The sequence below is a fragment of the Pantoea sp. DY-5 genome, assembly GCF_019795955.1.
GTDB lineage: Bacteria > Pseudomonadota > Gammaproteobacteria > Enterobacterales > Enterobacteriaceae > Pantoea > Pantoea leporis.
Genome location: NZ_JAIMIE010000001.1, coordinates 1638877 through 1652649 on the forward strand (window position 1 = coordinate 1638877; position 13773 = coordinate 1652649).

General features: G+C 57.2%; 13 protein-coding genes. 5 read left to right on the forward strand and 8 right to left on the reverse strand.

Going from position 1 to position 13773, the window contains the following annotated elements:
* Positions 1-110 precede the first annotated feature (110 nt).
* The 5 genes from yniD to K5Y30_RS07845 all read right to left on the reverse strand — a co-directional run bounded on the left by yniD (position 111) and on the right by K5Y30_RS07845 (position 4092).
* Complete coding sequence (gene yniD, locus K5Y30_RS24835) at positions 111-218, reverse strand: small membrane protein YniD (RefSeq protein WP_021507251.1); 108 nt, start codon at positions 216-218, stop codon at positions 111-113.
* 79 nt (positions 219-297) lie between these two features.
* Positions 298-726 (reverse strand): OsmC family protein, encoded by a 429-nt coding sequence (locus tag K5Y30_RS07830; RefSeq protein WP_101762490.1) that lies wholly within the window; start codon positions 724-726, stop codon positions 298-300.
* A gap of 62 nt (positions 727-788) precedes the next feature.
* Complete coding sequence (gene lldD / locus K5Y30_RS07835; protein ID WP_222210837.1) at positions 789-1979, reverse strand: FMN-dependent L-lactate dehydrogenase LldD; 1191 nt, start codon at positions 1977-1979, stop codon at positions 789-791.
* Positions 1976-2743 (reverse strand): transcriptional regulator LldR, encoded by a 768-nt coding sequence (lldR, locus tag K5Y30_RS07840; RefSeq protein ID WP_222181514.1) that lies wholly within the window; start codon positions 2741-2743, stop codon positions 1976-1978. The genes lldD and lldR overlap by 4 nt, the downstream gene beginning before the upstream one ends.
* Before the next feature lie 176 nt (positions 2744-2919).
* Entirely contained in the window at positions 2920-4092 is a 1173-nt protein-coding gene (locus K5Y30_RS07845) for a cyanate transporter (protein WP_222210838.1), read from the reverse strand.
* 87 nt (positions 4093-4179) lie between these two features.
* Between K5Y30_RS07845 and K5Y30_RS07850 the strand changes: the two genes are divergently transcribed.
* Both K5Y30_RS07850 and K5Y30_RS07855 read left to right on the forward strand, forming a co-directional pair.
* On the forward strand, positions 4180-5040 hold the full coding sequence (locus K5Y30_RS07850) for a LysR family transcriptional regulator (RefSeq protein WP_110867784.1): 861 nt from the start codon (positions 4180-4182) through the stop codon (positions 5038-5040).
* Positions 5041-5128: 88 nt separating this feature from the next.
* Positions 5129-6490 carry an amidohydrolase family protein gene (locus tag K5Y30_RS07855; RefSeq protein ID WP_222181512.1) on the forward strand — a complete coding sequence of 454 codons (1362 nt, stop codon included), beginning with the start codon at positions 5129-5131 and terminating at the stop codon, positions 6488-6490.
* Between the two features lie 156 nt (positions 6491-6646).
* Here K5Y30_RS07855 and K5Y30_RS07860 read toward each other — a convergent pair whose 3' ends face one another.
* On the reverse strand, positions 6647-6844 hold the full coding sequence (locus K5Y30_RS07860; protein ID WP_137385234.1) for a hypothetical protein: 198 nt from the start codon (positions 6842-6844) through the stop codon (positions 6647-6649).
* Positions 6845-7246: 402 nt separating this feature from the next.
* Here K5Y30_RS07860 and dbpA point away from each other — a divergent pair, with 402 nt between their 5' ends.
* Together dbpA and K5Y30_RS07870 are read left to right on the forward strand one after the other, a co-directional pair.
* Positions 7247-8626 carry an ATP-dependent RNA helicase DbpA gene (gene dbpA, locus K5Y30_RS07865; protein ID WP_222210839.1) on the forward strand — a complete coding sequence of 460 codons (1380 nt, stop codon included), beginning with the start codon at positions 7247-7249 and terminating at the stop codon, positions 8624-8626.
* Positions 8627-8767: 141 nt separating this feature from the next.
* On the forward strand, positions 8768-9730 hold the full coding sequence (locus K5Y30_RS07870; RefSeq protein ID WP_008105989.1) for a chemotaxis protein: 963 nt from the start codon (positions 8768-8770) through the stop codon (positions 9728-9730).
* A 554-nt stretch (positions 9731-10284) separates the two neighbouring features.
* Here K5Y30_RS07870 and K5Y30_RS07875 read toward each other — a convergent pair.
* Entirely contained in the window at positions 10285-10509 is a 225-nt protein-coding gene (locus K5Y30_RS07875; RefSeq protein WP_222181511.1) for a hypothetical protein, read from the reverse strand.
* An 84-nt stretch (positions 10510-10593) separates the two neighbouring features.
* On the opposite strand from K5Y30_RS07875, the gene K5Y30_RS07880 reads away from it, so the two are divergent.
* Complete coding sequence (locus K5Y30_RS07880; protein WP_110867787.1) at positions 10594-12150, forward strand: methyl-accepting chemotaxis protein; 1557 nt, start codon at positions 10594-10596, stop codon at positions 12148-12150.
* Positions 12151-12195: 45 nt separating this feature from the next.
* Here the strand turns inward: K5Y30_RS07880 and K5Y30_RS07885 are convergent, their stop codons facing one another.
* A complete protein-coding gene (locus tag K5Y30_RS07885; protein WP_101762498.1) occupies positions 12196-13485 on the reverse strand; it encodes an HAAAP family serine/threonine permease in 1290 nt (429 codons plus the stop codon).
* Positions 13486-13773: the final 288 nt, after the last annotated feature.

Consider the following 13773-nt stretch of genomic DNA (forward strand, 5'->3'; position numbering starts at 1 on the left):
TTAGCCAATCTGCCATGGGAACCATGACGCCGTGAGCAGGTAGTGCAGTAACTCCAGCACCAAAATCACCATCACCAACACGCCAAGCTTGTGGCTGCTGATCCACTCTTTCATCCCCATATCATCGCCGCCCAGCGAATCAGCATCAGCGCCCCGCAGATGCACAACAGCACCACGATCATTTTCCAGTGTTTGGTTGCAGCCAGTTTTTTTGCCACGCATCCTCCAGACGACAGAAAGCAACGGTGCGCCCTAAGGCGCACCGTTGATTCTAACGCTGGTCACCCATTTGGGCGATTATTTATTCAGCGTGTAGTCGAGCGTGATTTCAGCATTCAGTACCTGAGAAACCGGGCAGCCCGCTTTGGCTTTCTGGATGATCTCATCAAACTTCGCGTCATCAATGCCCGGTAAGACGATGGCGCTGGTCAGCGCGATTTTGGTGATGGCAAAACCGTCGCCCTTTTTATCCAGCGACACATCCGCGGTGGTATCAATGCTTGTTGGCGGATGCCCTTCATTGCCCAACATCAATGACAACGCCATTGAGAAACAAGCGGCATGTGCTGCACCAATCAGCTCTTCCGGGTTAGTGCCCTTCTGGCCTTCAAAACGGGTATTGAAACCGTACGGTTGATTGCTCAACACGCCGCTTTCGGTACTTACCGTACCTTTGCCTTTAATGTCGCCTTCCCAATGGGCCGATCCTTTCTTATGAATGGTCATGTCATTCCTCCTGTTGTGTTCGACAGCTATTGAGTATAGACAACATGACTCATTCTGCTGGATTAGCTCACCGCGCGTGGACGCGCCGGACTCAAGCCCGCCTCACTCAACAGCGCGTTAGCCTGCACCAGCGAAGCCTGCGTAATCTCTTTGATCGATTTCGCGCCGGTCAGCGTCATCGCCACTTTCATCTCTTTCTCAATCAGGTTGAGCAGATTTTCAACGCCGCGCTGACCGTGCGTTGCCAGCGCATAGACAAACGCGCGTCCCAGCAGCACGCTGTCGGCACCGAGGGCGATCATGCGCACCACATCCAATCCGCTGCGAATGCCGCTGTCGGCGAGAATAGTGATATCGCCTTTCACCGCATCGGCAATCGCTGGCAACGCGCGCGCCGACGACAGCACGCCGTCCAGCTGACGCCCGCCGTGATTCGACACCACAATGCCATCGGCACCAAATCGCACCGCATCGCGCGCATCTTCCGCGTCGAGAATGCCTTTAATCACCATCGGGCCATCCCAGAATTCACGAATCCACTCCAGATCTTTCCAGGAAATCGACGGATCGAAATTGTTCGCCAGCCAGCCGATGTAATCTTCCAGCCCGGTCGGTTTACCAAGATAAGTGGAGATGTTGCCGAGATCGTGCGGACGGCCATGTAAACCGACATCCCACGCCCATTGCGGATGCGTTGCCGCCTGCCAGTAACGACGCAGCGGCGCATTGGGGCCGCTCATGCCGGAGTGCGCATCACGATAGCGTGCGCCCGGCGTCGGCATATCGACAGTGAACACCAGCGTGGTACAGCCGGCGGCTTTGGCGCGCTCCAGCGCGTTGCGCATAAAACCGCGATCGCGCAGCACATAGAGCTGAAACCACATCGGACGATTAATGGCCGGCGCCACTTCTTCGATGGGGCAAACCGATACGGTTGAGAGCGTAAACGGAATGCCTTTCAGCGCCGCCGCGCGCGCCGCCTGTACTTCGCCACGTCGCGCATACATGCCGCACAAGCCGACCGGCGCTAATGCCACCGGCATCGATAGCGTTTCGTTGAACAGTTTGGTTTCGAGGCTCAACGCCGACATGTTCTTCAATACACGCTGGCGCAGCGCCACGTCGGAGAGATCGGCGACATTGCGCTTCAGCGTGTGCTCGGCGTAAGCGCCGCCATCCAGATAGTGAAACAAGAACGGTGGCAAGATGCGTTGCGCCGCGGCGCGATAGTCACTGGCAGCAGAAATGATCATCCGTTATTTTCCTTGTGCTGAGGTTGGTGGCCCGGCAGACGCGTAATGCGCGCCTGGCGCGCCTCATCTTCATGCAGGGTTTTCATAGTGGTGTGAACAAAGCCGAGATGATCCATCGCCGCCTGGCGCGCCTTTTCCGCGTCACCGGCCATCACCGCATCAAACATCGCCTGATGCTGTTCGTTAAGACGATTAAAAATCACCGGATGGGTATACATGCGCTGACGGCTGTGCAGCACCGAGGATTGCAGCAGATCGAAAAAGCCGCGCATGGTCTGCAGCAGCACTACGTTGTGCGAGGCTTCGGCGATGGCGAGATGAAAACGCAGATCGGCCTGCGCCGCGAGATCGGCATCGTCGCTCTGCTTAATCTTCAGCAGCGCATCAAAGGCGTAAGCCAGCCGCTCTTTATCGGCTTCGGTGGCGCGCAACGCCGCGTGCCACGCGGTGCTGGCTTCTATCGCGTGACGCGCTTCAAGGATGTCGTAGCGATAATCGGGATCCTCCGCCAGCAACTGGCGAATCGGCTCAACGATACGCTGTTCCGACCACGGCTGCTGCGGCTGACGCAGCCAGGTGCCGCCGCCGCGTTTACTGATTAACACGCCGCTGCTGATCAGTTGCTGGATCGCCTCGCGCAGTGACGATCGCGATGAGCCAAACTCCGCCGCCAGCGCGCGTTCGGACGGCAGCCGCATGCCCGGCTCCAGCTGATGCTCGGTGATCCAGGCGCAGAGCCGCGCCCGCAGCGTGTTTTCGGTCATCGCATTATCCTGTATGAAGCTCGCCCGCCACGCTGAATTGGTAGGACCAAAATGCAGCGCGGCGGGCTTGGTGGAGGAGAATGGTTAATGCTTTGTTATTTCGATGCAACGAAACAGGCGGGATTTTTCATGTTATGTGACGACGAGGCCACATCTGAATCTTTTGGTAGGACCAATTACGCCGCAGTCCGACCAAAGGCCCGATCATAACTGCGTGGGTGAAAGCGCAGGTTCAGCAAAATCAGCCCGACCGTCACCGCCGCCTGCATCAGCCAGACGCTGGAAAAACTGTGGGTTAATGCCTGCAGCTGACCGGCGATAAACGGCATGCAGCCGGCGATGATAAAGCCCGCGCCCTGCATAAACGCCACCAGCCGCGCACCGGCCTGCGGATGCGGCAGGTGATCAAGCGCCAGCACCATCGCCAGCGGGAACGCCGCGCCCAGACCAAATCCGGCAATCGCCGCCCACAGCCACGGCGCGAACAGCGGAGCAAACAGAAAGCCGCTCATGCCGATCAGCTGACAAACCAGGCTGATAATTAGCTGCGGACGTCGATCCGCCTTACGCGCCAGCAGCGGCATCAACAGCGCACCTGCAACCTGACAGAGAATCATTGCGCCGAGCAGCGATCCGCCGGCCTGCGCCGACCAGCCAAGATGATGATAGGCATCCGGCAGCCAGGCAACGCAGGTGGCGTAACCACCGTTCACCAGGCCAAAACTGATTGCCAGCGTCCAGGCGCGCGGCGTGCGCCACAGCGACGGCAGCGCAACCTTTTCCGTGCTGGCGGCGGTTGGCACCCGCACATATAACCATAATCCAATCGCCAGCAGCACCGGCAGCGCCCAGCCGCTCAGCGCCAGCGGCTCGCCCAAATGATCGCTGAGCCACGGCGATAACGCCGCCCCCAAACCGCCGCCGCCCATCAGCGCACCGGCCCACAATCCGGTGACCGGCGCGCTGCGCTGCGCAAAGCGCTGACGAATCAGGCCCGGCATCGCCATCTGTACCACGCCCACGCCAAGGCCGCCAAACAGCGCGCTGACCACCAGCCAACTGCCGTCGTGGATCACGCCACGCGCCGCCAGCGCCAGCAGCAGCAGCGTCAATCCGGCTAGCAGCAAGCGTTGCAGCGGCAGGCGCTGCATCAGCGAAGCGCTCAATAGCGCGACCGCGCCCATCATCACCATCGGTACCGCAGGCAGCAGCGAAGCCGCCAGTGAAGAGAGTCCCATCGTCTGCCGAAGCTGGCCGAGTAATGGACTAAGAGAAGTGAGTAACGGTCGCATATTCAGCCCAGCCAATACCAAAGCGGCGAGCGTTAATCCGTTGAAATGTCGATTCATACACAATCCAGCTGCAAAGAGGTTGTCAGCATCGCAGCAGTCGTTACTATTTGGAAATGAAATAACACCATAATGACCAGTGGAAAAATGAATCGTCAGCCGATGTTCACCCCACAGCAACTGCTGAGTTTTGTCGCGGTGTGTGAAACCGCCAGCTTCACCCGCGCCGCCGATCGCGTGCATCTGTCGCAATCCACCGTGAGCCAGCAGGTGCGTCGGCTGGAAGAGATGATCGGTAAACCGCTGCTACAGCGCACATCGCATCAGGTGGCGCTCACCGAAGAGGGCGAGAAGCTGCTGGGCTATGCGCGCCGCATCATCGCGCTAAACGGCGAAGCGCACGACGTGCTGAGCGATAAATGGCGCGACGGCGTGCTGCGCCTTGGCGTGCCGGAAGATTTCGCCGCGCCGACCGCCGGTTTGCTGGCGGAGTTCAGCCGCGATCATCCGCAACTGCGCCTTGATGTGATGAGCGGCATGTATGTCGATTTGCATCGCGCCTGGCAGCGTGAGGAGCTGGATATCATGCTGATCAAACAGCCGGGCGGTGAACGTCCGCTGGCTGCGCGCCCCGAGCCGCTGCTGTGGCTGGACAGCGCCGCACATCCCTGCTTTGAGCAAACGCCGGTGCCGCTGGTGGTGTTCCCGCAGCTCGGTTTGTATCGCGAAGAGATGGCGCAGACGCTGGATAGCCTCGGCCGCAGCTGGCGCATCAGCTACAGTAGCGCCAGTTTAGTGGCGCTCGCCAGCGCCAGCGCCGCCGGATTGGGCTTAACGCTGCTGCCCGCCAGCTGCCGCTTGCCTGAGCATCGCGTATTAGGGGAAGCCGATGGTTTACCCACCATCAACCATTTTGAACTGGCGCTATTTTGCCGTGCGCCGCAGGACGAACTGCAGCAGGCGCTGGCCGCCGCGCTGGTGACCTTTTGTCAGCTGCAGTGGCAGTGATTTTTCCACTGCTAACCAGTGGCAAATATCGCAGCGCGCTGCGTTGAGTTTTGCCAGATTAAGCGTTTCTCATTTGATGGAACCGCTGATGCAACTGACCTCTCCCAGCCGTCGTGAATTTCTCAGTCTGACCGCCGCCGGAAGCCTGCTGGCCGCCGGCATCAGCTACGCTGCGCCCGCTTCACCGCTGCTCGCTAACAGCACACAGCCGCACACGCCGCCACCGCGCGTTGCGCATTACCAGCTGCTCAATGTCCGCCTCGAAGAGGGCTTTGAGCGCGACGGTAAAGAGGTGATCGCCACGCGCACCGCGCTGTACGACATCACTATCAAAGACGGCACTTTCGCGGCGATTGATGCCGCAGGCAAAGCGCGCAACACCAATCTGCCTCAGTGGGATGCCAACGGCGCCCTGCTGCTGCCGCGCACCCGCGATATGCATATCCATCTCGACAAAACCTTTTACGGTGGTCCGTGGGAAGCGCCGCGTCCGCGTCAGGGCAAAACCATCATGGATATGATTGCGCGCGAACAGGTGCTGATCCCGCAACTGCTGCCAACGTCGCAGGCGCGTGCCGAAGCGATCATTGGTTTGCTGCACAGCAAGGGCACCACCGAAGCGCGCAGCCACTGCAATATCGATCCGGTTAGCGGCCTGAAAAGCCTTGAGCATCTCAAGCTGGCGCTGGCGAATCATCCGGAATTCCCGTGTGAAATCGTTGCCTTCCCGCAGCACGGTTTACTGCACTCGAAGGTTGATGGCTTGATGCGCGAAGCGATGCAGATGGGCGTGCAGTTTGTCGGCGGGCTGGATCCCACCAACGTGGATGGCGCGATGCAGGCGTCGCTGGATGCGATGTTCCAGATCGCCCTCGATTTCCAGCGCGGCGTAGATATCCATCTGCACGAAACCTCGCCATCCGGCGTGGCGGCCATTCAGTACATGATCGACACCATCGCGAAAAACCCGCAGCTGAAGGGCAAAGTGACGCTGAGCCACGGTTTTGCGCTCGGCACGCTGGAAGGCAAAGCGCTGGATCAGATGATTACGGGCATGGCCGAGCAGCAGATGAGCGTGGCGTCGACCATTCCGATTGGCAAGCTGACCATGCCGCTGCCGCAGTTGCAGGCGGCGGGCATCACGGTGATGACCGGCACGGACAGCGTGATCGATCACTGGTCACCGTTTGGCACCGGCAGCATGCTGGAGAAAGCCAATTTGTACGCGCAGCTGTATCGCGGTTCCGATGAGTTCGGTTTGAGCCGCGCGCTGCATATCGCCACTGGCGGGATTTTGCCGCTGTCGAATCAGGGCGAACGTCAGTGGCCGAAGGTCGACGATGAAGCCAGCATGATGCTGGTCGAGGCCAGCTGCTCCGCCGAAGCCGTCGCCCGCATCTCCCCGGTCCGCGCCACCTTCCACCGCGGATTACCGGTGTTCAGCGCCTGATATTCCCCGATACGCATCAATACGCACCTTGCCGTAGGGTCGCCATTCATGGCGACCGTCTCAATTGCTGCACCACCCCAACAAAAAAGCCTCCGCAAGGAGGCTTTACGTACGACTTAAACAGGCGGCATGCGCACACCCGATGAGTGCTGGATTTTACGAAAGCATCTGAATCGCCAGCGCATACAGCCGCTGGTTTTCATCGTCGCTGACAGGCTCTTCTTCCGCGTAACAGGCAATCATAGAGCTGACTTTATCCGAAGATAAGGTTTCTCCATGCAGATGCAGCGTTAACACGGCGCGGCCGACGATTTTCAGAATGCCTTCGTTTTGTCCCTGGACATAATGACTCAATGAAATGACCTCTGAAATATTATGGGTATTTACTGATTAGCCAAACGGCGGGGTAAATATAAAGCAAATCGGCTATTCGTTTTAATCAGAATTTTACCTAAGCGAAGCCATTCATTAGCACAATACTTATAAGTAAGCATTAACAAACCCTGATAATGCTTGTTTAATAACGCTAATTCTCCTTTTTCGTTGCATATGACGAGGTTTAGCGCCTTCATTGCAGAATAAAATCAACCTCAAAAGCATTAGAACTTCGCAACAGTATGCGTATAAAAACGAGACAAGCCTGCTATAACGCTAACGGTTTTCAGGCAGGCAGCAGAAGCGCTTTTGCCATTGCCGATCACGCCCCTTTCTGCCAGACTGACCGCCGCCATCCTACCCGCAATTAGAGACTTTCCCGTGACTGCTTTTTCTACCCTGACGCAACTGCCCGCCAGCCAACTCGATAACCTGCGCGAGATGGGTTTCGACGCCATGACGCCGATTCAGGCCGCTTCCCTGCCCGCGATTCTGGAAGGGCGCGACGTGCGTGCGCAGGCGAAAACCGGCAGTGGCAAAACCGCCGCCTTTGGCGTGGGTTTGCTGAACCGCATCGATAACAGCCAGTTCCACACTCAGGCACTGATTCTGTGCCCGACGCGCGAACTGGCCGATCAGGTCAGCAACGTGCTGCGTCAGCTGGCGCGTTTTACCCGCAACATCAAAATTCTGACGCTGTGCGGCGGCCAGCCAATGAGCGCGCAACGTGATTCCTTAGTGCATGCGCCACATATCGTGGTCGGCACGCCGGGCCGTTTGCTCGATCACCTGAAGCGCGACAACCTTGATCTCAGCCAGCTGCAAACGCTGGTGCTGGATGAAGCCGATCGTATGCTGGAGATGGGCTTCCGCGACGATATGGAAGCGATCATCGGCTTTACGCCGGAAACACGCCAGACGCTGCTGTTTTCTGCCACCTGGCCGGATACCATCGCCAGTCTCAGCCAGCGTTTTCAGCGCGATGCGCTGGCAGTCGCCACCGAAGATAAAACCGAGTTACCGACCATCGAGCAGCAGTTTATTGAAGCCAGCGCCAAAGAGCGCCACAGCCTGCTCGGCGCGCTGCTCAGCCAGCAACAACCGGCCTCCTGCGTGGTGTTCTGTAACACCAAGCGCGAGTGTGACGACGTTGCTGCCGCGCTGAACGAGCGTGATATCAGTACGTTAGCGCTGCATGGCGATCTGGAGCAGCGCGATCGTGAGCGCGTGCTGATTCGCTTCGCCAACGGCAGCATCCGCGTATTGATCGCCACCGACGTCGCTGCACGCGGTCTGGATATTAAATCGCTGGCGCTGGTGGTGAATTTCCAGCTGGCGTGGGATCCGGAAGTGCACATTCATCGCATCGGCCGTACCGGTCGCGCCGGTGAGAAAGGGTTGGCGGTAAGCTTTGTCGCCCCCGACGAAATGGTGCGCGCCAATGCGCTGGAAGAGTATCTGCAGCAGAAGCTGAATTGGGTTTCCTCCAGCTCGCTGAAAGGCACCAGCGCCAAATCGCTGCCGGCGACCAAAATGACGCTGTGCATTGATGGCGGCCGCAAAGCCAAAATCCGTCCGGGCGATATTCTCGGCGCGCTGACCGGTGAAGCCGGATTCAGCGGCGATCAGATCGGCAAGATCGATATGACCGCCACCCACGCCTATGTTGCCATCGACGCCGCTCAGGCGAAGAAAGCGCTGATCAAGCTGAAAGAGGGCAAGATCAAAGGCAAAAGCGTGCGCGCCATTCTGCTGAAGTAAAGGGTACCCGCGTGAGGGCGATCGCTCTCACGCTAAAATTTCCGCTATCTCCCCCTTCATTTTTTTTCTCTTCTGCCGATAAGTTAATCATGGCGATATTGCCCTGCCCTTTACTCAGCCCAGATCTGCTCCGAGGCCATGATGGATAATTTTCAGAAAGAGATCGATGAACGCGCCAACCTTGCGCTTTCCAATAAATTCGAACTGCTGTTGTTCCGACTGGGTTCCGATCAGCTGAAAGGCAAATCTGAGCTGTACGGCATCAACGTATTTAAACTGCGTGAAATCGTGCCGATGCCCACCATCACCCGCGCCGCTGGCATGCAATCGCCGCTGCTTGGCATGGCGAGTATTCGCGGCCAGTTTATTCCGGTTATCGATCTGCCCGCCGTCACCGGCTGCAAACCAGAAACCGGCCTTAACCTGCTGCTGGTGACTGAGTATGCGCGCAGCACTCAGGCGTTTGCGGTGGAATCGGTGGAGAACATTGTGCGTCTCGACTGGAGCCAGGTGCACACGGCGGAAGCGGGCATCGGTAGCCGCAACATCACCAGCATCGCCTGTTTGGATACCGACGGCCAAAGCAATAATCTGGCGATGGTACTGGACGTTGAGCAGATTCTGTATGACATCATTCCTTCAGTGCGCGGCGTTGAGCCAAGCGCAGAGACCGCCAAAGACTTCAATCTGAAGCCGGGCCAGGTGGCGATTGTGGCGGAAGATTCCAAAGTGGCGCGTCAGCTGCTGGAGCAAGGCCTGAAAAGCATGGGCATCCCGGCGATTATGCACAACACCGGTCTGGAAGCCTGGATCAAGATTAACGAGATGCAGAAAGAAGCGGCTGCTAATGGTGAGTCGATCCACGACAAGATCGCGCTGGTGCTGACCGATCTCGAAATGCCGGAGATGGATGGCTTTACCTTAACGCGCAACATCAAACGCGATAACAACCTGCGCCAGATTCCGGTGGTGATCCACTCTTCACTCTCCGGCAGCGCCAACGAAGATCATGTGCGCAAAGTCGGTGCCGATGGTTACGTGGCGAAGTTCGAAATCAACGAGCTGTCGAATGTGATCCACGGCGTGCTGAAAAAGCCGCGTTAATTCGTCTATCCCGTTCCATCTTAACGCCGCCATTTATGGCGTAATGCTGGTCCGATAAGCCAACGACGAGTGCGCAGGCCGGGGGCACTTTTGGTCCGGCGGTCCTCGCGCCGCTAGCGCGGTGCCTTCACTTCGCTCGTCTGCCTGACGGACCGGCGGAGACGGGACTTCCTTGTCCCGGCTCCGCCTTTCGCCCGCGTCCTGCGGGCTCTCCTGGCTTTCTCGCTTCGTTCAGCGCTGCGGAATGCCTGCCCAAAAGCGCCCTCGGCCTGCTCTTAAGCTTCAGTGCGTATTGTTGAAAACGGCACATTTGCCAGAGGCGCTGGCGCGTCTGCTACGGTAAAAGGGCCATTCGCAGCGCTGAGGCTTTTACGTTGGGCCTGGAGCCTCACGCATGGATGCGTGAGGCAGTTCGGGCCGGCCAGGACGGCCGATCCGTGAACGGTCAGTTGGCACGACGTGGAAGCCGAAGGCACCGCGTTAGCGGCGCGAGGACGGCCCGTGACGCAGCAGAGGTGTCAGAGCCCGCACCAGATTTAAAGCGAAATGCTTTATTAACTGACAAGCATTACGTCATGCATGCGCCCCTTTAACCAGGTGCGCATGAATGCGCACCCTACAAAGTCCCCAACGTCCCCGCCCAGCCACAAATCGATGTTAACGTCATTAACCAAACTGTGACGTACCTCTAAAAAATTAAAGTTAAAACATCCACAACCGATAACTGATAGCGCCGGTGCTGCCATACCAGTTTTGTCACGCTGCGCAACGATTTTCATCTTAGAAAACATCAACCTGATGCGGGCGCCTTGCCTGCTTTTCCGTCTTGAAAACATCAATTTTTGGCATTACGGGGAGAACCAATGTTGAGCTTAAAGAATATGAAGGTCGGCGTCCGTTTGGGCATCGCCTTTGGTTTAGTGGTGGCACTGTTAGTCATTGTCGGCATCACGTCGATTACCAAAATTAACAACATCAAAACCGGTATTACGTCGATTGTGGAAGACCGTTACGTAAAAGTGCGTCTCGGTTTTGACGTCCGTGACGGTGTTAACGATCAAATTAAATATCTGCGTGGCATCGTGATTGATACCACGCGTCCGGAAAATAACGTTAAACGTTATCAGCAACTCGCCGAAGCCACTGAACATACCAACAACGCGATGAATAAAATCAAAGCGATACAGGTTACCGAAGTGGGTAAAAAGAAAATCGCCGGGCTGCTGGCGGCCAGTGACAAATTCGAGGCCGAGAAACATCAGCTGATTGAGCTGGTACGCGCTGGCGATGCAGACGCCGCCAGCACCTATGTACTGAAATCCATTACCGATACGCAAAACGCTTTCCTGGCGAGCGCGGTGGCGTTTGCCGATTCGCAATCGCAGCAGTTACAGCAAGAAGGCGCGAAGATTATTGATAACGGCTCATCCGCTATTGAGATGACGCTAATCTTCTCCGCTCTCGCCATTGCGGCCTCCATCGTATTAGGCTTTATGCTGACGCGTTCAATTGTGCGTCCGCTGAATGAAGCGGTGGAAATCGCCGGAAAAGTCGCGGCAGGCGATCTCAGCTCGCACATTGAAATCAGCGGTAAAGATGAAACCGCCGTGCTGATGCAGGCGCTGCAGGCGATGAACGACAATCTGCTCACTATCGTTTCCGATGTGCGCGCCGGTTCCGATACCATTGCTGTCGCCTCGAATCAAATCTCCAGCGGTAACATCGATCTCTCATCACGCACCGAACAGCAGGCCAGCTCGCTGGAAGAGACCGCATCGGCGATGGAACAGATGACCGCCACCGTCAAGCACAACGCCGAAAACGCGCGGGAAGCCAATCAGCTGGTGGCCAACACCTCCAACGTGGCGAAGCAAGGCGGCGTGGTGATGGAACAGGTGATCGAGAAGATGGAAGCCATTACGCTCTCTTCGAAGAAGATCGTCGATATTATCAGCGTGATCGATTCCATCGCCTTCCAGACCAACATACTTTCCCTTAACGCCGCGGTCGAAGCCGCACGCGCCGGTGAGCAAGGCCGTGGTTTCGCCGTGGTGGCCACCGAAGTACGTAACCTGGCGGCGCGTTCGGCATCTGCCGCGAAAGAGATCAAGGTGTTGATTGAGGATTCGGTTGCGCAGGTGGATGAAGGTAGCCGTCTGGTGACGCACGCCGGTTCAACGATTGGTGAAGTGGTCAACAGCGTGAAGAGCGTGGCGGATATTATGAGCGAAATCACCATTGCCAGCAGCGAGCAAAGTAGCGGGATTAGCGAGATCAACTCAGCGATTACGCAGATGGAGGCGGTGACGCAGCAGAATGCCGCGTTGGTGCAGGAAGCCTCAGCGGCGTCGCAGGCGTTGCAGGAACAGGCAGATCGCCTGGCGCAGTCGATGAGTGTGTTTAAAACGGCTGCGGTGTAATGATGACAAGGTCGCCATGCCTGGCGACCTTTCTGATATATATGCTTAGCTGACCAGCGAATAAGCAATCGACGAAATCGCCAGCACGCCAACGATCACCACAAACACGTTACTGATTTTTCCGCTGTACTGACGCATCGCCGGCACTTTCTGAATGGCATACATCGGCATCAGGAACAGAATCATCGCAATGATCGGCCCGCCCAGCGTTTCAATCATGCCCAGAATACTGGGGTTCAGCGTCGCCACCAGCCAGGTGGTCAGCAGCATAAATGCGGTGGTCAGGCGATTCAGACGCTGCGGCGTGACGGTTTTACCGCGGCTGCGCAGCGACTTCACCACCATGCCGTTAAACCCTTCACGCGCCCCCAGATAATGCCCGAGAAACGACTTAGTGATCGCCACCATCGCCACAATCGGCCCCATCCACGCAATCATCGGTACATTAAAGTGGTTGGCTAAATAGGAGAGAATGGTGATGTTCTGATCTTTCGCCGCCTGCAGATCGGCGGGCGACAGGCTCAGCACGCAGCTGAACACAAAGAACATCACCGTCACGACCATAAGCAGATGGGCGTTCGCCAGGATGCGCGAACACTTCTTCTCCGCGCCTGCGCCGTACTCATCGCGTTTGGCAACAGCAAAAGAGGAGATAATCGGCGAATGATTGAAGGAGAACACCATCACCGGAATCGCCAGCCACAGCGTCATCAGAATGCCGTGGCCGCTTACATTCGCATCTAATGACAACGTTTCCAGCGCTGCACCATGCCAGTGCGGTACCAGATAAGCCGCCAGCAGCATCAGCACCGCCACAAACGGGAACACCAGTATGCTCATCGCTTTCACAATCATCTGCTCGCCAAAGCGCACCACCGTCATCATGCCGATGATCAGAATCAGCGACAGCAGCGCACGCGGCGGCGAAACCAGCCCCAGCTGATGCACGATAAAGCTATCAACGGTATTGGTGATCGCCACGCTGTACATCAGCAGGATCGGATAGATAGCAAAGAAGTAGAGCAAGGTGATGATCTTGCCAGCGCCCACGCCAAAGTGCTCTTCCACCACTTCGGTAATGTCTTCGCCGGGATTTTTACCGGAGAGCACAAAGCGCGTTAACGCGCGGTGCGCGTAATAGGTCATCGGGAAGGCAAGAATCGCCATGATAATCAGCGGAATCAGCCCGCCTGCACCGGCGTTTATCGGCAGGAAAAGCACGCCCGCACCAATCGCCGTACCGTACAGACCCAGCATCCACACGGTATCACTCTTACGCCAGCCCTTAGCCGCCGTTTCTACGGTGCCAAGCGTACCGGTTTGTGAGTTGTCCATCTGTCTCTCCAGAATTTCAAGCTTTATCAACATGCAGCCACAAAGATGGCTACCAATCATGGCGTGGGCTGCTCCGCCCGGCCGGAACGCAAAGGATGACGCTTCATGAGATGAAATTCACGCATCCTGATGTTTTGCGCCGCATTAAATGCACGAAACATGCGCGCAATCGATTGCATGGGGCGCTATTTGACATGAGACGCGGAATGAGTGCAAGAAGGAGTAACGGGGAGTCAGCAGAAAGGCGTGAGGAAAGTGGAAAGGTGTGGCAACGCTGGGCTGTTACCA

Bases quoted from the DNA above. Each gene is read 5' to 3' on its own strand.
- K5Y30_RS07870 (WP_008105989.1), top strand. From the start codon at position 8,768: ATGGATAATTTTCAGAAAGAGATCGATGAACGCGCCAACCTTGCGCTT.
- K5Y30_RS07855 (WP_222181512.1), top strand. From the start codon at position 5,129: ATGCAACTGACCTCTCCCAGCCGTCGTGAATTTCTCAGTCTGACCGCC.
- lldD (WP_222210837.1), bottom strand. From the start codon at position 1,979: ATGATCATTTCTGCTGCCAGTGACTATCGCGCCGCGGCGCAACGCATC.
- K5Y30_RS07880 (WP_110867787.1), top strand. From the start codon at position 10,594: ATGTTGAGCTTAAAGAATATGAAGGTCGGCGTCCGTTTGGGCATCGCC.
- K5Y30_RS07830 (WP_101762490.1), bottom strand. From the start codon at position 726: ATGACCATTCATAAGAAAGGATCGGCCCATTGGGAAGGCGACATTAAA.
- lldR (WP_222181514.1), bottom strand. From the start codon at position 2,743: ATGACCGAAAACACGCTGCGGGCGCGGCTCTGCGCCTGGATCACCGAG.
- K5Y30_RS07875 (WP_222181511.1), bottom strand. From the start codon at position 10,509: ATGAAAATCGTTGCGCAGCGTGACAAAACTGGTATGGCAGCACCGGCG.
- K5Y30_RS07845 (WP_222210838.1), bottom strand. From the start codon at position 4,092: ATGAATCGACATTTCAACGGATTAACGCTCGCCGCTTTGGTATTGGCT.
- K5Y30_RS07885 (WP_101762498.1), bottom strand. From the start codon at position 13,485: ATGGACAACTCACAAACCGGTACGCTTGGCACCGTAGAAACGGCGGCT.
- K5Y30_RS07850 (WP_110867784.1), top strand. From the start codon at position 4,180: ATGAATCGTCAGCCGATGTTCACCCCACAGCAACTGCTGAGTTTTGTC.